At 67.0% G+C, this 19,320-nt stretch carries 15 protein-coding genes; 6 read left to right on the top strand and 9 right to left on the bottom strand.

The window, feature by feature from the left end; translation table 11 throughout:
• Positions 1–166: 166 nt before the first annotated feature.
• Positions 167–1,075 carry a TatD family hydrolase gene (locus tag FDW83_RS05120; RefSeq protein WP_138136525.1) on the bottom strand — a complete coding sequence of 303 codons (909 nt, stop codon included), beginning with the start codon at positions 1,073–1,075 and terminating at the stop codon, positions 167–169.
• 163 nt (positions 1,076–1,238) lie between these two features.
• Between FDW83_RS05120 and FDW83_RS05115 the strand changes: the two genes are divergently transcribed.
• Genes FDW83_RS05115 through FDW83_RS05105 form a run of 3 tightly spaced genes read left to right on the top strand, consistent with a single transcriptional unit; the run spans position 1,239 to position 6,285 of the window.
• Complete coding sequence (locus FDW83_RS05115; RefSeq protein ID WP_138136524.1) at positions 1,239–2,342, top strand: MoxR family ATPase; 1,104 nt, start codon at positions 1,239–1,241, stop codon at positions 2,340–2,342.
• 8 nt (positions 2,343–2,350) lie between these two features.
• Positions 2,351–3,808 (top strand): DUF58 domain-containing protein, encoded by a 1,458-nt coding sequence (locus tag FDW83_RS05110; RefSeq protein ID WP_138136523.1) that lies wholly within the window; start codon positions 2,351–2,353, stop codon positions 3,806–3,808.
• Positions 3,805–6,285 carry a DUF3488 and transglutaminase-like domain-containing protein gene (locus FDW83_RS05105; protein WP_138136522.1) on the top strand — a complete coding sequence of 827 codons (2,481 nt, stop codon included), beginning with the start codon at positions 3,805–3,807 and terminating at the stop codon, positions 6,283–6,285. Before FDW83_RS05110 ends, FDW83_RS05105 begins: the two co-directional genes overlap by 4 nt.
• 45 nt (positions 6,286–6,330) lie before the next feature.
• Here the strand turns inward: FDW83_RS05105 and FDW83_RS05100 are convergent, their stop codons facing one another.
• Positions 6,331–7,833 (bottom strand): NAD-dependent succinate-semialdehyde dehydrogenase, encoded by a 1,503-nt coding sequence (locus FDW83_RS05100; RefSeq protein ID WP_138136752.1) that lies wholly within the window; start codon positions 7,831–7,833, stop codon positions 6,331–6,333.
• Between the two features lie 183 nt (positions 7,834–8,016).
• Entirely contained in the window at positions 8,017–8,892 is an 876-nt protein-coding gene (gene rsmI / locus FDW83_RS05095; RefSeq protein WP_138136521.1) for a 16S rRNA (cytidine(1402)-2'-O)-methyltransferase, read from the bottom strand.
• Positions 8,893–8,937: 45 nt separating this feature from the next.
• On the opposite strand from rsmI, the gene FDW83_RS05090 reads away from it, so the two are divergent.
• Together FDW83_RS05090 and FDW83_RS05085 are read left to right on the top strand one after the other, a co-directional pair.
• Positions 8,938–10,680, top strand: coding sequence for a dolichyl-phosphate-mannose--protein mannosyltransferase (locus tag FDW83_RS05090; protein WP_138136520.1), 1,743 nt, complete (start codon positions 8,938–8,940; stop codon positions 10,678–10,680).
• Between the two features lie 67 nt (positions 10,681–10,747).
• A complete protein-coding gene (locus FDW83_RS05085) occupies positions 10,748–12,577 on the top strand; it encodes a long-chain fatty acid--CoA ligase (RefSeq protein WP_138136519.1) in 1,830 nt (609 codons plus the stop codon).
• Here FDW83_RS05085 and FDW83_RS05080 read toward each other — a convergent pair.
• Both FDW83_RS05080 and FDW83_RS05075 read right to left on the bottom strand, forming a co-directional pair.
• Positions 12,568–13,680, bottom strand: a complete 1,113-nt coding sequence (locus tag FDW83_RS05080; RefSeq protein WP_138136518.1) for a TIGR01906 family membrane protein — start codon at positions 13,678–13,680, stop codon at positions 12,568–12,570. The genes FDW83_RS05085 and FDW83_RS05080 overlap by 10 nt on opposite strands.
• A 125-nt stretch (positions 13,681–13,805) precedes the next feature.
• Complete coding sequence (locus FDW83_RS05075; protein WP_205754654.1) at positions 13,806–14,798, bottom strand: stage II sporulation protein M; 993 nt, start codon at positions 14,796–14,798, stop codon at positions 13,806–13,808.
• A 68-nt stretch (positions 14,799–14,866) separates the two neighbouring features.
• Between FDW83_RS05075 and FDW83_RS05070 the strand changes: the two genes are divergently transcribed.
• The gene (locus tag FDW83_RS05070; protein WP_138136517.1) at positions 14,867–15,667 is read left to right on the top strand and encodes an RDD family protein; all 801 of its coding nucleotides are present in this window, start codon (positions 14,867–14,869) and stop codon (positions 15,665–15,667) included.
• A 2-nt stretch (positions 15,668–15,669) separates the two neighbouring features.
• Here the strand turns inward: FDW83_RS05070 and FDW83_RS05065 are convergent, their stop codons facing one another.
• From FDW83_RS05065 to FDW83_RS05050, 4 genes are all read right to left on the bottom strand, one after another.
• Positions 15,670–16,908: an Ig-like domain-containing protein gene (locus FDW83_RS05065; RefSeq protein ID WP_138136516.1), complete on the bottom strand. Its 1,239-nt coding sequence runs from the start codon at positions 16,906–16,908 to the stop codon at positions 15,670–15,672.
• Positions 16,909–16,970: 62 nt separating this feature from the next.
• Positions 16,971–18,449, bottom strand: a complete 1,479-nt coding sequence (gene ahcY / locus FDW83_RS05060; RefSeq protein ID WP_138136515.1) for an adenosylhomocysteinase — start codon at positions 18,447–18,449, stop codon at positions 16,971–16,973.
• 66 nt (positions 18,450–18,515) lie between these two features.
• Complete coding sequence (locus tag FDW83_RS05055; protein ID WP_138136514.1) at positions 18,516–18,752, bottom strand: Trm112 family protein; 237 nt, start codon at positions 18,750–18,752, stop codon at positions 18,516–18,518.
• Positions 18,753–18,829: 77 nt separating this feature from the next.
• Positions 18,830–19,219, bottom strand: a complete 390-nt coding sequence (locus tag FDW83_RS05050; RefSeq protein ID WP_138136513.1) for a DUF3499 domain-containing protein — start codon at positions 19,217–19,219, stop codon at positions 18,830–18,832.
• Between the last annotated feature and the right edge of the window lie 101 nt (positions 19,220–19,320).

Genomic DNA, 19,320 nt, shown 5'->3' with positions numbered 1-19,320 from the left:
GGTCAGGCCGGGATAAAGAACCGGCGCGTCGTGCTGCTTATGGAAGTGAATTACCCGATGGCCTTCCCCGACCCCGGCTAACAGTTGACCACTGTAACCGTAGCGTTATAAAGCGACCAAGAATTTTGCATACCAGGTATCCCTCGATGGTCACCATATGGATACGTCAGGCGGCCCAGGATCCGTACGCGCGCACCGTATTTTCGCTGATTCCGGCACACAGCCGGCCGAGGTCCGTGCTTGTCAATTCGGCCATCGCCCGCACCGTGTAGGGCACCATGTAGCTTGCATTCGGGCGGCCCCGGTAAGGGTGCGGGGTCAGGAACGGGGCGTCGGTTTCCACCAGGACCAGGCCGGGGTCGGCAACAGCCAGCGCTGCCCGCAGGTTCGAGGCGTTCTTAAAAGTGAGTGTTCCGGCGAAGGACATCCACCAGCCCTCGCGGTTGCAGATCTTCGCGAGCTCTTCGTCACCGGAAAAGCAGTGAAAAACAACACGTTCGGGAGCACCCTCCTCCCGGAGGACCTGCACGACCTCGCTGTGCGCGTCCCGGTCGTGGATCTGCAGGGTCAGATCCAAACGCTTGGCGATATCGATGTGGCGCCGGAAGGAGTATTTTTGGTGGGCCAGGCCTTCGCCCTTTGTGCGGAAAAAGTCCAGCCCGGTTTCACCGATGGCCCGGATCCTCGGATGCCCGGCCAGCCGCTCAATCTCGCCGAGGGCATCCTCCAGTTCGCCCCTGGCCGCATAACGCGGGGCATCGTTGGGGTGCAAGGCAACAGCTCCGAGCAGCCGTTCGTCCTGCTCCACCGCCTGGACGGTGAACCGTGAGGACGCGAGGTCGCAGCCCACCTGTACCGCGCCCTGGACGCCGACGGCGGCTGCAGCATCAAGCGCCGCCTTAAGCCCTACAGGCGCCTTTCCATCCGGGTAATCGAGGTGGGTGTGGTTGTCCACCACGGGCACCGGGAGGGGTTCCGGGGCGGGAGGAAACTCCTGCCTCCTGCCGCTTGCGCCCGAAACGTCACTGCCGGCGTGGATGGTGCGGTAGGCGTCGGGGGTCAGCGGATTGCACATCCATCCAGCCTAACGGGGTTGGGGGTCCCCATTTTTGCCGGAACTCTCTGTCTGCCGCGCCAGTTGTGTTAGTAGTCTGGTACGGACAGATGCGAACGCCCACCGAGGGGCGATGGCAGGCTTGCTGTCCCGTCCAGGTGAAACCCGGGCTGAAAGGTTGCCGATGGAATCCCACCGACGAATTGCCAACGATGGAAGCGCTGCCACCGCCAATATCGCGGGTGTCGCCGAGCCTGTGAGCCACTTGAACGGCCACCGCCAGGCGGCGCCGATGGACCCGGGCCCGTTCTACGAGGCAAGCCAGCGGATCCTGACAACCATCAATACGGTTATCGATGGCAAATCGGACGCCGCCAAGCTGGCCCTGACAGTGCTGCTGGCACAAGGCCACCTGCTGCTGGAGGACGTTCCGGGCGTGGGCAAGACACTCCTGGCCAAGACGCTGGCCCGCACCATCGACTGTTCGGTCAACCGCATCCAGTTCACCCCCGACCTCCTGCCCTCCGATGTGACCGGTGTGTCCATCTTCAACCAGTCCTCCCGGCTGTTTGAATTCCGACCCGGCGCGGTCTTTGCGAACATCGTCATCGGCGACGAAATCAACCGCGCCTCCGCCAAGACCCAATCCGCGCTCCTTGAGTGCATGGAGGAACACCAGGTCACCGTGGACGGCAACTCCTACCAGCTGGACGAACCGTTTATGGTTGTCGCCACGCAGAACCCGATTGAGATGGAGGGAACCTACCCGCTGCCCGAGGCGCAGCGGGACCGCTTCATGGCGCGGATCTCCATGGGTTATCCGGACAAGGACGCAGAAATCGAGATGCTCGAAACCCACCAGGCCGCGTCGCCGCTGGCCAGGGTGAAAGCGGTGGTCACCACTGCTGAAGTGGCGGCCATGATTGCCACCGTCCAACGGGTTTACGTCTCGCAGGCCGTCAAGGAATATACCGTGTCAGTAGGCCGGGCAACCCGGGAAAGCACGCTGCTTCGGCTGGGCGCCAGCCCCCGTTCCATGCTCCAGCTGCTCCGTGCCGCCAAGGCAACTGCCGCCCTCGACGGCCGCGATTTCGTCCTGCCGGACGACGTCATGCAGGTGGCCGAGGCCGTCCTGGCGCACCGGATCATTTTGGACCGGAAAGCTGCCGGTGCGGGTGAGACGCCACACAGCGTGCTCAGGGGCATCCTGTCAAGGCTTCCCGTTCCGCAGGAGCCTGCCGGTTCCAACCCTGTGTCCGCCGTTGCCGGCCTGGGCAGGAACCGCTAGGCGAAGCCATGGCACTGTTGAACAGGCTGCCGCGGCATATTTTCACGCAGCGCGGATGGGGAATGCTCGGCGCTGGTGCCGCCGCCCTGGCCGCCGCCCACATCATGGGGCGGCGGGACCTCCTGACGCTCAGTGTCCTCCTGCTGGTGCTCCCACTGGTATCGCTGGCCGGCATCCGCCTGGTCAAGCCGAGGTTCCGGGTCTACCGGGAGTTCAACCCGTCCCCCGTCGAAACCTCCTCCCCCACCACTGTCCGGCTTGCCGTGGCGCGGACGGGAACCGCGGGCGGCCGGGCAACCATGGAAGAACGCCTGCCATCACGTTTTGGTGAATCCCCGGTTTTCCGGTTCCCCTCCCGCTCGGCAACCGGCGGAACCAGCCGCTACGAATACCACCTGCGGTCGGACCAGCGCGGACAGTACCGGATCGGCCCGGTGACGGCCGAATTCACGGATCCGTTCGGGCTGTCGCTGCACCGCCAGGCGATCGATGACGGGGACGTCCTCACTGTGACGCCGGCCGCCGTCGTCCTTCCCCTGACGGGCCTCGCCGGAGCCCGGGGCAACGACGGCGTAACCGCCACCCGCATCCGGGCCAACCCGAGCGATGACGATGTCATGACCAGGGAGTACCGCCACGGTGATCCCATGCGCCGGGTCCACTGGGCAGCCACCGCGCGGCATGGCGCCCTCATGGTCCGGCAGGAGGAATCCGTCACTACCCCGCAAGCGACCATCATCCTGGACCACCGCGCCCATGCCTTTTCCGGCGGACCGGCAGCAGCAGCCGGCCTGGCCGGGCACGACGGTCACGCCATGGCCACCAGCGCAACTTTTGAATGGGCGGTGGTGGCAGCCGTGTCCATCAGCGCCCATCTGGCCGAGCGCAACTACGGCCTGCGGCTGCTGGATCCGCGCGGGGAACCGGCCTTCCTCCACTCGCCCTCGGCGCCGGAGCCTGAGTCGGAGGAGTTCAGCGGTGCCGCCGGCCTCCAGTCGATCGCCGAAAGCCTCGCCGCCATCCAGCTCACCGGGCACCACCAGCGGCGGGACGGCCGGCCGCTGGACGGGCCCGGGAGGGACCTCTCGATGCCGGAACTGTTCGGACCGCGGAAACTGGCCGGGCAGGACCCGGGCCTGCCGGCCTTCGACGACCAATTGATGGACAAGCTGTCCGCGCACCGCATGCGCGGTCCCCTCATCGCCGTGCTCGGCAAAATCTCTCCGGAGGAGGCCGTGTCCATGGCGCCCGCCGCCGGCTACGGCACGAATGCCTTCGCGATCCTCGTGACCGACAAACCGGCAGAGGCCGACGCTGTCCTCGAGGCACTGCGCCAAGGCGGCTGGCGTGCAGTTGCCGTGCCGCCATCGGTAGCGCTGACCGCTGCCTGGGGGCAGTTCGACCAGGATGTAGAGTTGCCGCCCCCTGCGGCAGAGGTACGGCGCGGAGCGGGGGTGGCCCAGTGACTATGGCACCGGCCCGGCCGTCCACAACCGGGCAACAGTCACCCCCGGGCGGGAACGCGTCCGCGGCCAGGTCACGCGTTGGCGCGTTTCCCTGGGCGATGGCTGCTGCAATCGCGGCCGGCGTCTGCGGAGCCGCCCTCTCCCTGAACGGCGTGCTGCGGGGCTGGGGCTGGTACTGGCCGGCGCTCACCACCGTGCTGGTGGTCAGTTTCACCCTGGCTGCGCTGCGGGCACTGCGCGCCCAGCCCCTGCTGGTGACGGCCGGCGGCTTCCTGTCCCTTGGCGCCATCCTGACGCTCACGTTTTTCCGCGGCTCCAGCTTCCTCGGGTTTATCCCGAGCGGCGCCACCCTCACCGAACTGAACCGGCTGATTCGGCGGGCCAGTGAAACCGTCCTCGCGGAAACAGCGCCCGTGGCACCCAACGTGGGAATCGTCATGGTGATCTGCGCCGCCCTGGGCCTTGCAGTCATCCTGGTGGACGCACTCGCCGTACCCCTTGGGATGCCGGCCGCCACCGGCGTGGGGCTGCTGGCCATCCTGGTTGTGCCGGCCATGATCAAACCGCAAAGCGCAGGCTTTTGGGGCTTCGCCACTGCTGTCGCCGGATACCTGATGATTCTCGCCGTCAGCCAATGGTTCACCCCGGACGCGCGGACCCAGGCCGATTCGGCGCGCAGTCCCGGGCAGTTGCGGCGGGCCGTGCTTACGGGAGCCGCCGCCCTGGTGGCGACCCTGCTGGTGCCACTTGCCGTCCCCGGGTTCAACCAGGGCACCTTCCCGCAGGGCTCCCGGCTTAACCCGTGGGGCACGTCCAATGGACTCAACCCAATGATCACCCTCGGGAACAGCCTGCGGACACCGGACGGAAGCGGACGGATCACCTACGCCACAAATGCGGCTACGCCGCTGTACCTGAGGTCCGTCACGGTGGACAACTTCGACGGTGAATCCTGGGGCCCGGATGACCGCAACGCCTCGCGGCTGCCGCTCGTGGGGCAGATCGACCCGGGCTATGCGGTACCAGAGAGCGACCAGGTGCAGCAGATCACCGCGATCGATACCGGCACCTTCAACAGCCCGTACCTGCCGGCCCCCTACGCCCCCGAATCCGTCCGCGGTCTGGAGGGACGCTGGACGTGGGATCCGGCCACGTTGAGTATCAAGGGAACCGAGACCACATCCCGGCGGCAGGAGTATGTGGTGACGTCTTCGGTGCCCACCCTGTCAGCCGACGTGCTGGCTCAGTCCCCGGCGGCAGTAAGGGACATCCCGGATGACTTCACCAGGATCCCGGGCAACGTCCCCGAAATTGTCAGGACCACGGCCGGCACAGTGGCCGGTGCCGCGGCTACGCCCTATGACAAGGCAATTGCCATCCAGCGGTACCTCCGCTCGGCGCAGTTCACCTATTCCTTGCAGTCACCGGTCCAGGGCGGCTACGACGGCAACGGGCTCTCGGTCCTGGCCGACTTCCTGGAGCAGAAGAGCGGCTACTGCATCCACTACGCATCAGCCATGGCTGTTATGGCGAGGCTCGAAGGCATTCCCAGCCGGATCGCCGTGGGATACGCTCCCGGGAGGCTGACGGGGGCCACGGTGACAATGGCCGGGCAAGGCGCACTGCCCGAGTACGAGGTTGACGCCCGCGACGCCCACGCCTGGCCTGAGCTGTATTTCCAGGGCTTGGGCTGGGTGCCCTTCGAACCGACACCCTCCCGGGGCGTGGTTCCCGACTACGCGGCCGAGTCCTTTGCACCGGCCGCCCCGGGCGCGGTGGAAAACAACGACGACCTCATCCCCGAGTCCACTCCCGCGCCGGCACCTGCGCCCAGCGCCGCACCGCTTCCGGGCCCGGGCACCGCAGGCAGCACCAAGGAAGGCGTCCAACTCCTGCCGGTTCTGATCACCGTCGGCGGGGTCCTGGGCGCGGCCCTCCTGGCCGCTTCACCGCACCTCGTCCGCACCGGCCTTCGCGCCCGCAGGCTGCGGCCCCGGGATTCCGGCGAGGCCGTTCCCCTGGCCTGGAGCGAGTTGCTGGACCTGGGCAGGGACTACGGCGTGGCCCCTGCCCCCAGCGAGACACCCCGGGCGTACTCGAGCCGGCTTCGCAGACACTTGGGAGACCCCGGTGGAACGGATGCGGCCGCGGACCAGGCCGTGGGAGTGCTGACCACCGCCTTTGAACGGCACCGGTACGGCCGGCCGTCCCTGCCGGCCGCGGGCCAGGAGGCGTACGACGCCGGGCGGCCGGGGGCGGATCCGACGTACGCGGGCGCTGCCGGCCGCCTCGCCGCCCTTGAGCTCGCACTGCGGGGACATGCCACGTTCCTGCAGCGGCTCCGCGCCGCATGGCTTCCGCCGTCAGTTATGGGCCGGCTCGGGCGGTTCGGTGCAGCGCCGGCCAGGGCCGGAGCACACGTCCTGGCTGCGACGGCGAAGGCCGCCACCCACTCCTTCCGCGTGCGTTCGCGGTAGGGAGCGAATGGCGGCCGTCAGCAGCCGGGTGCTGGACCTTGCCTGTTACTGTCCCGCGTAGGGGTCGGCGATGCCGATGTACTGGGTGTAGAGGTATTCCTCGATGCCTTCGAGGCCGCCTTCACGGCCGAGGCCTGACTGCTTGACGCCGCCGAACGGTGCGGCGGCGTTGGAGATGACGCCGGCGTTCAGGCCGAGCATGCCGGTCTCGAGCCGCTCACCCATCCGGATGCCGCGGTTGAGGTCCTTCGTGAAGACGTAGGCCACCAGCCCGTATTCCGTGTTGTTGGCCAGGCGCACTGCGTCATCCTCGCTGGAGAACGTGACGATCGGAGCGACGGGGCCAAAGATTTCCTCGGACAGGATCCGGGTGCCTTCGGTGACACCGGAGAGGATGGTGGGCTGGTAGAAGTAGCCCGGACCCTCCACGGGTCCGCCGCCCAGGACTGCCTTCGCACCGGAGGCCACGGCGTCGGAGACCAGTTCGTGGACCTTGTCCCGGCTCTTGGCATCGATCAGCGGGCCCACCTTGGACTCGGGCTCGGTACCCCGGGCGGTGGTCATCTCCTTCATCTTCGCGGCGAACTTCTCCGCGAACTCGCCGGCGACGGACTCGTGCACGATGAACCGGTTGGCCGCGGTGCAGGCCTCGCCCATGTTCCGCAGCTTCGCCAGCATGGCTCCGGCAACGGCGGCGTCCAGGTCGGCGTCCTCGAACACAACGAACGGGGCGTTGCCGCCGAGCTCCATCGAGGTCCGCAGCACGGTGTTGGAGGCGTCAGCCAGCAGCCGGCGGCCCACCTCCGTGGAGCCGGTGAAGGAGAGCTTCCGCAACCGGGAGTCCTTGATCAGCGGTCCCGTGGTGGCACCGGCGGTGGAGGTCGGGATGAGGTTCAGGACACCGGCAGGCAGCCCGGCTTCCTGCATGACGGCGGCGAACAGCTGGGAGGTCAGCGGTGTCAGGTTCGCGGACTTCAGCACCATGGTGCAGCCGGCAGCGACGGCGGGGGCGATCTTCCGGGTGGCCATCGCCAGCGGGAAGTTCCAGGGAGTGATCAGCAGGCACGGGCCCACGGGCTTTTTGGTCACCAGCAGCCGGGACTTGCCGTCGGGGGAGACGGAGTAGCGGCCGAACGCACGGACCGCTTCCTCGGAGAACCAGCGCAGGAATTCCGCGCCGTAAGTGACCTCGCCGCGCGCTTCGGCGAGCGGCTTGCCCATTTCCATGGTCATCAGGAGTGCGAAGTCCTCGGCGCGCTCAGTCACAAGCTCGAACGCGCGGCGCAGGATCTCGCCGCGATCGCGCGGCGGAACCTTCGCCCAGGACTCCTGCGCGGCCGCTGCAGCGTCCAGCGCCGCGGCACCGTCCTCGGCACCGGCGTCGGCGATGCTCAGCAGCACCTTCCCGGTTGCCGGGTCCTCGACGTTGAAGGTCTTGCCCGAAGCGGCGTCCCGCCACTCGCCGTTGATCAGCAGTCCGGTGGGGACGGAGGCCAGAAGCTGGCTTTCGCGGTCGGCGCTTACCGCCGGCTGTGCAGTGACAGTCACGATGACTCCCTCGTCAGTAGGGTTGGTGGCAGCCCTTGCGGCGGCCGGAGTGACCAGGCTCATCAGGGGCTGATTTAGTGCCACACTACTGCCGCCGTCACCCGGGGTCTACGCCCCTGCGCACTGCCTGAAGTGCGCTTTGCTGTGCAGCTGCACAGCAGAACGGGGAAAGTCCGCGGACGTTCAGCGGGCTGCCAGGACAGCGGAATAAAGCTCCCTTTTGCTCACCCGCACGTCATCCGCCACCGCGGCCACGGCTTCCTTGAGCCGGACACCCTGCGAGACGAGTTCATTCACAGCCGCCACGTGGTCTTCGGGGCTGCCGGCCGCCTGCTCCGGAGCGCCTCCCACCACAACGACGATTTCCCCGCGGACTTCCGAGCTTTCCGCCCACTGCAGCAGCTCACCGAGGGAACCGCGGAGGACTTCTTCGTATGTCTTGGTCAATTCCCGGCAGACGGCAACGGGACGGCCGGGACCGAAACGTTCCTTCAGCGCGCGCAGCATGGGCTCAAGGCGGTGCGGCGCCTCAAAAAACACCATGGTCCGGCGTTCACCGGCAAGGTCCGCCAACCGTGATGCCCGTTCGCCCGCCTTCCGGGGAAGGAACCCCTCGAAGCAGAAACGGTCGGTGGGCAATCCGGACAGCGCCAGGGCCGTGAGCACCGCGGACGGTCCCGGCACCGCCGTCACCGTGAGGCCGGCCGCAACGGCCCCCTCCACGAGCCGGAAGCCAGGGTCGGAGACAGAGGGCATGCCGGCGTCGGTAACCATGACCAGGGTGCTGCCCGCTCGGACCTGCTCCAGCAGTTCCGCAGTCTTGGCCGCCTCATTGTGCTCGTGGTAACTGATCACCCGGCCGGCCACCGTCACACCCAGGCTCTGCACCAGCCGGTGCAGGCGGCGGGTGTCCTCCGCAGCCACGATGTCCGCAGTACCCAGCAGTTCCACGAGCCTGGCCGAAGCGTCACCCGTGTTTCCAATTGGGGTGGCGGCCAAGACTATGCGTCCCGCTGCTGCGGGGCCGGTGTCAGGGAGGGTGCTGGGGTGAGGGTCCACGCAACCAGCCTACTGCTGCGGGGACTGCCAGCCGCAAAAGGTAGCATGGGGCTCGTGACGCAGACCTCCACGCGGCCGCCCGGAGCCGGACAACCCGCTCCCGCCACAACCGGCAAAACCGCGGAGGCCGCGGACAGCAGCGGGGACGGGATGCAACGGTCCAGTCCCCCGGCGCGGCCCTGGATCAGCCGCCCGGCGGAAGCGTTCACCGTTGAAGCATTGCAGGCCCGGCTCCTGGGCACGGTCCAGTCCTGGCGCGAGTACCCGCCGTCGCTGCGGCTCTGGCTGCTGCTGGTCCCGGTCCTGGCGGCAGTGGCCGGCGGAATCCTCAGGTTCGTCCGGCTGGACTACCCCCACAAACTCGTCTTTGACGAGACGTACTACGTCAAGGATGCATACTCATACCTGATCAGCGGCTACGAACGCAACTGGCCGGACAAGGCGAACGATTCCTTCAACGCCGGCAACCCGGAGATCCTGCTCACCTCGCCCGAATACGTGGTCCACCCACCGGTGGGCAAATGGATGATTGCCGCCGGCATGGGGATATTCGGGGCTGACAACTCCTTTGGCTGGCGGTTCTCCGCGGCCCTGACCGGAACGCTCTCCATCCTGCTCCTGTCCCTGATAGCACTGAAACTGTTCCGGTCCCTGCCGTTGGCCGGGGCCGCAGGTTTGCTCCTGGCGGTGGACGGGCACCATCTGGTGATGTCCCGGACCTCCCTGCTGGACATCTTCCTGATGTTCTGGATCCTGGCCGCCTTCGGCGCCCTGCTCCTGGACCGCGACGACGGCCGGCGCCGGCTTTCCGCCCGTCTGGCCCGCGCCGCCGCCGGGAACGGCGGGCGCATCCCCGCCACCACCCTGCTGACCGGACCGTGGCTGGGCATCCGCTGGTGGCGGGTGGTTGCGGGTGTTTGTTTGGGGCTCGCCGTCGGAACCAAATGGTCCGGACTGTTTTTCCTTGCCGCGTTCGGCCTCCTCACCGTCTTCTGGGACCTCAGCGCCAGGCGGGTGGCGGGAGTCCGCGGCTGGATCAGCGGCGGCGTCGTCAAGGACGGAATCCCGGCGTTCCTGAGCATCGTCCCGGTGGCAGCGGCCGCCTATGCGGCAAGCTGGACCGGCTGGTTCCGCTCGGATGACGCCTACTTCCGGCGCTGGGCGGAAAGCAACCCGTCCGCGGAATGGGGATGGCTGCCGGACTCCGTCAGGTCGCTCGCACACTACCACCGGGAGGCCTATACGTTCCACCAGGGCCTGGGCTCCGAACACCCCTACGAGGCAAGCGCCTGGAGCTGGCTGGTACTCGGCAGGCCGACGTCGTTCTTCTACGAATCCCCGGAGCAGGGCACCTCCGGCTGTGATGTGGCCAAGTGCACGTCCGCCGTCTTGTCCGTCGGAAACCCCATGATCTGGTGGGGGGCAGCCGTATCCCTGGTCATCCTGCTGTTCTGGTGGGCGGGCCGGCGTGACTGGAGGGCCGGAGCCATACTCGCCGGCGTGGGCGCAGGCTACCTGCCGTGGTTCCTCTATCCGGAACGGACCATGTTCTACTTCTACGCAGTGTCCTTCGAGCCATTCCTTGTCCTGGCGCTGGTGTACTGCCTGGGGCTGGTCCTTGGCCGCGCCGCCGACCCGCCCTGGCGCCGGCGCTCCGGCCTGTACCTGGTGGTCCTGTTTGTAGCGGCAGCGGTGGTGTTGTCCTCCTTCTTCTACCCCATATGGGCTGCGGAGATTATTCCCTACGACGCCTGGCGGATACGTATGTGGATGCCGTCCTGGATCTAGGGCAGGATTGCATGAGACCCCCGATGGACGCCGCCGCCGCGGCCCGGCAGCGGAACGGAGACCTTCTGTGAGAGAAGCAAGCACGGAACTGCTGGTGGAGCTGGACGCAGGCTGCAACGTCACCGATCTCCTGCTGGAGCAACACGGCGCCAACCCGGCGCATGCCCTCTACCGGCGCAAGGGGCCCAACGGCTGGGTGGATGTTCCGGCGGCGAAGTTCCTGCAGGATGTGAGCGCCCTGGCCAAGGGACTGATCGCCGGCGGGCTGGAACCGGCTGATACCGTGGCCGTTATGTCCGCCACCTCCTACGAATGGACCCTGGTGGACTTCGCCATCTGGTTCGCCGGCGGTGTCACCGTCCCCATTTACGAGACGTCCTCCGCACGGCAGGTGGAGTGGATCCTCAGGGACTCCGCCGCCCGGCGCGTCTTTGTCCAGGACCGCCCCACGGCGGAGCTGGTGGCGGGGGTGGTTGCCGGCTCGCCGCCGCTTCGCGACCGCCTGGTGAACGTGGTAAGGATGGAGCACGACGGCGACGCCCCCAACCTCGCCAGCCTCGCCGCCGCCGGGGCAGGGGTCAGCGACGCAGAGCTGGAACGGCACCGCAGCAGGGCCGGGCTCGATGACGTGGCATCGCTGGTGTACACCTCGGGTACCACGGGAAACCCCAAGGGCTGCGAAATCACCCACGGCAACTTCGCCCTCGTGGCCAAGAACATCGTGGTGTTCCTCCCGGAGCTCCTGCTCCGGGACCAGGCGCGCACACTGATGTTCCTGCCGCTGGCGCACGTCCTGGCCCGGGCCGTGCAGGTGGTGTGCCTGGCCGCCGGAGCCACCTTGGGCCATACCCCCGGCGCCGCCCAGCTCCTGGAGGACCTGGGCACGTTCAAGCCCACCTTCCTGCTGGTGGTCCCCCCGATTTTCGAGAAAGTCCGCGCAACCGCGGCCCACAAGGCGGCCCTGGCGGGCAAGTCCCGGCTGTTCAAGGCAGCCTCGGCAGCCGCAGCCGCCTTCTCCCGGGAACAGGACAGGGAAAGCCGCGGCCAAGGTACCGGTCCCGGGTTGCTGTTGCGGATCCGGCATGGATTCTTCGACAAGCTGCTCTATCCGCGGCTCCGCCAGGCACTGGGAGGGCAGGTGGGATATACGGTGTCCGGTGCCAGCCCGCTGTCGCGTGAGGACGCGCATTTCTTCCGCGGCGCAGGGATCCCGGTCCTGGAAGGTTACGGCCTGACCGAAACCACGGCGCACTGCACCGTCAACACGCCCTCGCATACGCGCGTTGGGTCCGTAGGCATTCCCATCCCCGGCACCACCATCCGGGTGGCCGGGGACGGGGAAATCCTGGTCAAGGGCATCGGTGTGTTCAAGGGCTACCACGGCAACGCCGCGGCCAACGCCGAAGCGTTTGTGGACGGCTTCTTCCGGACCGGGGACTACGGCACGCTGGACGCGGACGGCTTCCTCACGGTCACCGGGCGGAAGAAGGACCTGCTGGTCACCGCCGGCGGAAAGAACGTGGCCCCCGGCCCCTTGGAGGACATCATCAGGTCCCATCAGCTGGTAGGGCATGCCGTAGTGGTCGGCGACGGCAAACCGTTTGTCTCGGCGCTGGTGACGCTTGACCCCGAGGGGCTCGGCAACTGGCGCTCCGAACGGGGGCTGCCCCCGCTCCCCCTTCGCGAGGCCACGTCCGAGCCCTCGGTAGTCAAGGCAGTACAGGACGCGGTGGACCAGGCCAACCAGCTGGTGTCCAGGGCCGAGTCCATCCGGTCCTTCGCCATACTGGACACGGAATTTACGGTTGAGTCAGGCCACCTGACGCCCTCGCTCAAACTGAAGCGGGCCGCCGTCGTGCAGGACTTCCAGGCCGAAATCGCCCGGCTTTACGCCTGATCCGCCGCGGCCTCCCTGCGCGGCAGGCCGCGCCGGCGGCGCGTGGGCCAGGTGAGGACCAGTGTCACCAGTGCCGTCAGCAGGACCAGGCCTGCGATGGCGATGCCGGCATCGATCCAGAACTGGCCCGGGAACAGCCGGATCAGTGTGTCGTCCAGGCTGAATGTCCAGGACCCGTCTGCAAAGAAGATGCGGTGGAACTCGGTGAAGAACTGCTGCCAGCCCAGGAACGCGAGGGTGCCGAGTCCGAGGATGATGACCAGGGTGATGATGGACCCGGCGAACAGTCCGCGCCGGACGCCGCCCGTGCTGCGCTTGCGCAGGTAGAGGACCGCGATGAGGCACAGGAGCAGGAGCAGCGCGCCGGCGCCGAAGGTGGACAGTATCACCAGTTTGACGTCCGCCATGTGGCTGACCTCGCCGTCCTTGAACAGCTTGTCACCGCCGCGGTGCACCAGGTCGCCGAGGTAGCGCGGCCCTGCCCAGTTGCTGAGGTAGTCCACGGCGTAGGAGCCGTACGTCATGCGGTCATCCGTGCTGAAGCCGTACCCGTCGCCCGGGAAGCCGGGGCGGTTGTACTCCACCCAGAGGAACAGCGGGCTGGTGACCACACGCACGGCCAAAACCAGGAGGACTACCGGAAAGCACACGGCCAGCAGGACCTGCATGACCCGGGGAGCTACAGGCTTGGCGTTGGCGGCGTTCTCACGCTCGGCGTTGCGTCGCTCCACCTCTTCCTCCGGCGGGCGTACATGCAGCGCCGACGTGTGGAGCGGCTCGTTGAAGACGGATGAACTGCCGTTGCCCGGCCTGTCATCAGCGTCCGACGGCGGCGCGGCAGCGGCTTCGGCTGCCTTCCGGTCCGCGCGGGTTTCAGCCTGCGTGCTTCCGGGCGCAATGCCGGCGTCACCGCTGCCGTCGATGGAGGACGACCCGGACGGCCTGGCGGCTCCGGGAGTATCTCCGGCCCTAGAGCCGGCGGTGTCCCTGCCGGCAGGAGCCATCCAGGAAAAGGCGGGTTCGTCGGAGTCGCCGGAGGTATCGAGGAAAGGCTCCGGCTGCGGCTCCGCGCTCTTGGCACGGGCCGGTGTTTCGTCTTTCACAGCAGCGTCACTTCCGTCGGGTTTGCACGCCGCACCGGCCTGGGCCGGCACGCTTTATCTGTTGTCGAGCCTACCGTCCGGGGCCTGGGCGGAGCGAGGAACCACCCCGGCGCGATTACAACGATTCAGGCAGCGATTTCCGTGTAGCCCGCGTCCTCACGGCGCAGGTCACCGCGTTCCCCAGCCTGGTACGCCCGCCTCCCCCAAACGAGCACGTACGCCCAATACAAGGCAAGCACGGCCGCGCCGATGGTGATCTTGGCCCATACCGGCAGCGGGCTGGGCGTGACGAATCCCTCAACCAGTCCGGAGGCAAACAGCACCAGGACCAGACCGAGCGCCACGGTGATGAGTGACCTTCCTTCCTCGGCAACCGCGCGGCCCCTTGTGCGCGGCCCCGGCGATACCATGGCCCAGAAGATGCGAAGGCCGGCAGCGCAGGCAACGAAAACCGCCGTCAGTTCCATCAGGCCGTGCGGCAGGATGTAGCTGAAGAAGACGTCCTGCTTGCCGGCGGCGGCGAAGACCCCGGCAGCTACTCCCACGCCCTGCGCGTTGCTGAACAGGATCATCGGCACCCATATCCCGGTGATGCCGAGCGCCACGGCCTGCGCGCTGATCCAGGCGTTGTTGGTCCACACCGCACCGGCGAAAGATGCGGCGGGGTTTTCCGAGTAGTAATCGATGAAATCCTCCTCGACATACTGCCGAAGTGCAGCCTCGGAACCCACTGCCCGAAGCGCTTCGGGCGACGTGCCAATCCAGAGGGCATAAGCGGATCCCACCACAATGAAGGCAGCTCCGCAGGCGAGCGTGAGCCAGGTGAGCCGGTAGAAGGCCGCCGGAAGCGCCGCCACAAAGAACCTGGCGAGGTCAGCCATCGGGTTGGTGCGTGCGCCGGTAAACCTCGTCCGTGCCTGTGCCAGTGTTGCCGAGAGCGACGCCGAGAGCCCGCTTTCCGGGGCAATGGACCGGATGAGGGACAGGTGCGAGGAGGTGGACTGGTACAGGGCCAGCAGCTCGTCCGCTTCGGCTCCGGTGAGCCTGCCCTTGCCGGACAGCTCGTGCAATCTCGACCACTTGTCCGCGTTCACCGCGGCGAAGGCGTCCATGTCCACGGGACCAGCCTAATGCCACGGCACTAGACTTTGACCGTCCCATCGAACGCGAGGAACGGGTACATGCTGTGAGTTCGATCGTTACCGGCGAGGCTGTGGTCCTGGAGCTGCGTCCTGCATCATTCGCCGCCCGCGCGCTCGGCCTGATCCTTGACGTCCTCTTCCACATGGTGCTGCTGGTGGCGGTCCTGGTCGGCCTGTCCGCGGCCGGGGAAGACGTTGATGAGGCGGCCATGCGCGCGCTGGTCCTGTCCAGTGTGGTTTTCTGCCTGGTGATCCTCCCGGTCGCGGTGGAAACCCTGAGCCGCGGCCTGTCCCTCGGCAAACTTGCCACCGGCCTGCGGGTTGTCCGGGACGACGGCGGCGCCATCCGCTTCCGGCACGCGTTGATCCGCGGCCTCACCGGTTTCCTCGAGATCTACCTGACTCTCGGGGGGCTGGCCCTGGCCGTAGCCCTCTTCAATTCCAAGTCCCGCCGCCTTGGCGACCTGTTGGCCGGAACCTACGCCATCCGCAGCCGGGTACCCGTGGAACCGGCCGTTCCGGTTTTCGTTCCGCCCCGGCTGCAGGCCTGGGCGGCGGCGGCGGATATCGGACGGATCCCGGATGCCACAGCGCGGCGGGCCTCCCAGTTCCTTCGCCAGGCGGGCAGGATGGCGCCGCAGTCACGGGCAGGGATGGCAGTCTCCATCGCCACGGAGCTTTCCGCCCACGTGGCCCCTCCCCCGCCCCCGGGGACAAGCCCCGATGACTTTCTTGCCGCCGTCGTTGCCGAACGCCGGAACCGCGAGCTTTCCCGGTTGTCGCAGCAGCGCCGGCGCAACACCGCCGTGGGGGAACGGCTGCAGCGCCTGCCTTTCACCGGCTGACGTCAGTTGTCGTACTCGCTCCAGGGGATGTTCCAGTCCCCGAAACCGTCGTCATGCGCGGCGTAGTCCCCCTCGGTATTGATGATTTGAACCACGTCGCCGGTGCCCATGTTGTCGAAGACCCAGGCAGCGCCGTCGGGAGCGAAGCCGATGCAGCCGTGTGAAACGTTCGTGTTTCCGATGAAGGGGTAGGCGGACTCCAGGGCCTGGTGGATGTAGGCGCCGCTGAGGGTGAGCCTTATGGTGTATTCCACGTCCACGTCGCCGTAGTAGGCGGGGTCGTCCGGCTTCAGGCCGATGCTTGAGGCCCGGAAGTGGTCGTAGCGCTTCTTTTCCATCAGGACCCCGTAGCCACGGGCAGACGGGAAGCGCTTGTCCCCCATGCTGACCGGAAGTGTCTTGACCGGCTGGTCGTTGATGCTCAGCGTGAAGGTGTGCGCTGCGGCGTCCGCGACGGCCACTTTTTTGTCACCGATGGACACGCTCATTTTCTTGTTGAAGTTCGCGATCTGTCCGTTGCCCAGGTCCACACCGAAGAGCTGCATATCCATGGAGATGGTTGAGTTTGCGGCCCAGAAGTTCTCCGCACGGTACCGGACCATGCGGTCGCTGTGCCAGTGGAAGGCGCCCACTTGGCCGGCGCTGCTGGTGATCCTGATGGCCTTCTCCACGGCATCGCGGTTGAGCACCGGTTCGCTGAAGATGATCTGGAGCGGCTGCCCGACGCCCACCTTCATGCCGTCCAGCGGGTAGATGGCAGCATCGGCTTCATGGGAGCTGGACACGGTGCTGAAGGATGACGTTGTGCTGGATTCCCTGCCGGCACCGTCCTTCACCACGTAGGTGTAGCTGTAATCTGTGTTGAATTTCAGCGGTGCGGAGGCCGTCCAGCCGGTGCCCGCAGCGTCGATGCTTCCTTCGACCGTTTCGCCGGCGGTACTGGTGAGCGTGACGCGTTCGATGGTCCCGTTGCTCACCCTAAGGGAGACAGGGGCTGCGGGGTTGACCTGCTTGGCGCCGTCCGCCGGCTGTGCGTCCGACTTTACGGGAGCAATGACGGGCGCGGCGAGGCCCGGAGAGGTCCGGACCGCTGAGCCCGCTTCGGATTCCAGCGCACTGCCGGCGAGTCCGGGCGCGACGGCGGCGAACATGCCCCCGGCTGCTGCCAGGACGCACACCACGGCAACGATCACAATCTTTTTGAGGCTCCGCGTGCGGCGGGTCTGGACTTCGGGCTCCATATTCCGATCCTAGGGGCAGGAAGTAACAACCCGGGTGCGCCCGCACCCGGGTACTTTACTTCTTAGTAACGATAGTGCTCGGGCTTGTAGGGGCCGGCAACATCAATGTCCAGGTACTCCGCCTGGTCCTTGGTCAGCTCCGTCAGCTCCACGCCCAGCGCGTCGAGGTGCAGGCGGGCAACCTTCTCGTCCAGGACCTTGGGCAGCACGTACACCTGGTTCTCGTAATCGCGCTGTCCTTCGGGCTGGTTCTGCTTGGTCCACAGCTCGATCTGCGCGATGGTCTGGTTGGCGAAGGAGTTGCTCATCACGAAGGAGGGGTGGCCGGTGGCGTTGCCCAGGTTCAGCAGGCGCCCCTCAGACAGGACGATGATGGAGCGCTCGGTGCCGGTACCGGCGTCAAACACCCACTCGTGGACCTGCGGCTTGATCTCGACCTTCCGGATGCCGGGAACCTTGGCCAGGCCTGCCATGTCGATCTCGTTGTCGAAATGCCCGATGTTGCCGACGATGGCCTTGTTCTTCATGCCCGCCATGTGCTCGGCCATGATGACGTCCTTGTTGCCCGTGGTGGTGATGAAGATGTCGCCCTGGGCGAGGACGGATTCGAGCCGGGCCACCTGGTAGCCGTCCATGGCGGCCTGCAGGGCACAAATCGGATCGATCTCGGTGACGATCACCCGCGAGCCCTGGCCGCGCAGCGCCTCCGCGGCGCCCTTGCCGACGTCGCCGTAGCCGCAGACGACGGCGACCTTGCCGCCCATGAGCACATCCGTTGCACGGTTGATCCCGTCCGGCAGGGAGTGCCGGATGCCGTACTTGTTGTCGAATTTGCTCTTGGTGACGGAGTCGTTGACGTTGATGGCCGGGAACAGCAGATTGCCCTGTTCGGCCAGCTGGTAGAGGCGGTGCACACCGGTGGTGGTTTCCTCGGTAACACCCTTGATGGCGGACGCGGTCCGGGTCCACTTCTGCGGGTCGGCAGCGAGGGAGCGGCGGATGACCTCAAGGAAGATCCCGTATTCCTCGGAGTCCGTGGGGCCGGCGGAGGGCACGTTGCCGATTGCCTCGAATTCGACGCCCTTGTGCACCAGCATGGTGGCGTCCCCGCCGTCGTCCAGGATCATGTTGGGGCCCAGCTCAGGGTTGGTGTCCGCCCCTGGCCACGTCAGGATCTGCTCGGCGGTCCACCAGTATTCTTCGAGGCTTTCGCCCTTCCAGGCGAAGACCGGGACGCCCTGCGGATCTTCCGGCGTGCCGTTGCCCACCACGACGGCGGCCGCGGCCTCGTCCTGCGTGGAGAAGATATTGCAGGAGGCCCACCGCACTTCAGCGCCGAGAGCGGTCAGTGTTTCGATCAGGACAGCTGTCTGCACCGTCATGTGCAGCGACCCGGCGATCCGCGCGCCTTTCAGCGGCTGGCTGGGGCCGAATTCCTCGCGCAACGACATCAGGCCGGGCATTTCATGCTCGGCAAGGCGGATCTGGTGGCGCCCTGCTTCCGCCAGGGAGATGTCGGCAACCTTGTAATCAAACGTCATGGGTGGTCCTTTGTTGTGTCCGGTCCTGCTGGGGGCCGCGGTGGGCGGAGTTGCTGTGGATGCGCGTCAGACAGCCGGGCCGGCGTCCGCGGCTGAATCGTGCTGGCCGGAGCCGGCCGAAGTAGCTGCCGCCAGCAGTTCCGGAGGCAGGAGAAGGGGAATGCCGTCCTCGATTGCGTAGCGCGGCCTGCTGCCTGAAGCCCCGGGGGCCGTTGCCACGAGCTCCTCGCCGTCCTGCACCAGGGGTGAAGCCGTCACGGGGCAGCGCAGGACGGACAGCAGTTCAGGACTGATCTTTCGCATGTGGTTTTGCTCCCTGGCGGGCGCGCTCGCGCCGGTAGCGGACTGATGTGCAGCTACCAGCCTACCGCCACACAGGCCTAGGACGGCTCCCGAAGGACGCGCAGGTGCCCCCGCCGGACACCCTCCGTGCCGGCCGGGGCTTCAAGCGCGGAATGCGGACCCCGCTGGGCAGCGGGCTGTTGTGCCTCCGCGGGGAGAGCCGCCGCGTCCCGAACCGCATTTGCGAGGGCCAGCAGGTCATCCGGGCCAGGCTGCTGTGGCGTGGACGGCATGGCCAGCCGCAGGACTTCCCAACCGCGGGGAACGGTGAGGGAACCGGCGTGCTGCTCGCAGAGATCGTAGCAATGGGGCTCGGCGTAGGTGGCCAGCGGACCCAGGACCGCCGTGGAGTCCGCGTAGACGTACGTCAGGGTGGCCACCGCCGACTGGCGGCAGGCAGATCTTGAACACTGACGGATAGCTCCCACGACATCACAGACTACCCCGGCAGGCAGCCGTATCCGCGCATTGGCGTCCCGGACAGGACGCGTCTTCGCTGCAGGACGAATCTATCGCGTAAATCAGGTCC

The organism is Pseudarthrobacter sp. NamE2 (genome assembly GCF_005796205.1).
GTDB lineage: Bacteria > Actinomycetota > Actinomycetes > Actinomycetales > Micrococcaceae > Arthrobacter.
The sequence above is the reverse complement of the archived record's forward strand: the minus strand, read 5'-3'. Positions and strand labels throughout refer to the sequence as shown.

Bases quoted from the DNA above. Each gene is read 5' to 3' on its own strand.
- FDW83_RS05110 (WP_138136523.1), top strand. From the start codon at position 2,351: ATGGCACTGTTGAACAGGCTGCCGCGGCATATTTTCACGCAGCGCGGA.
- FDW83_RS05115 (WP_138136524.1), top strand. From the start codon at position 1,239: ATGGAATCCCACCGACGAATTGCCAACGATGGAAGCGCTGCCACCGCC.
- FDW83_RS05120 (WP_138136525.1), bottom strand. From the start codon at position 1,075: ATGTGCAATCCGCTGACCCCCGACGCCTACCGCACCATCCACGCCGGC.
- FDW83_RS05065 (WP_138136516.1), bottom strand. From the start codon at position 16,908: ATGGAGCCCGAAGTCCAGACCCGCCGCACGCGGAGCCTCAAAAAGATT.
- ahcY (WP_138136515.1), bottom strand. From the start codon at position 18,449: ATGACGTTTGATTACAAGGTTGCCGACATCTCCCTGGCGGAAGCAGGG.
- FDW83_RS05055 (WP_138136514.1), bottom strand. From the start codon at position 18,752: ATGCGAAAGATCAGTCCTGAACTGCTGTCCGTCCTGCGCTGCCCCGTG.
- FDW83_RS05090 (WP_138136520.1), top strand. From the start codon at position 8,938: ATGGGGCTCGTGACGCAGACCTCCACGCGGCCGCCCGGAGCCGGACAA.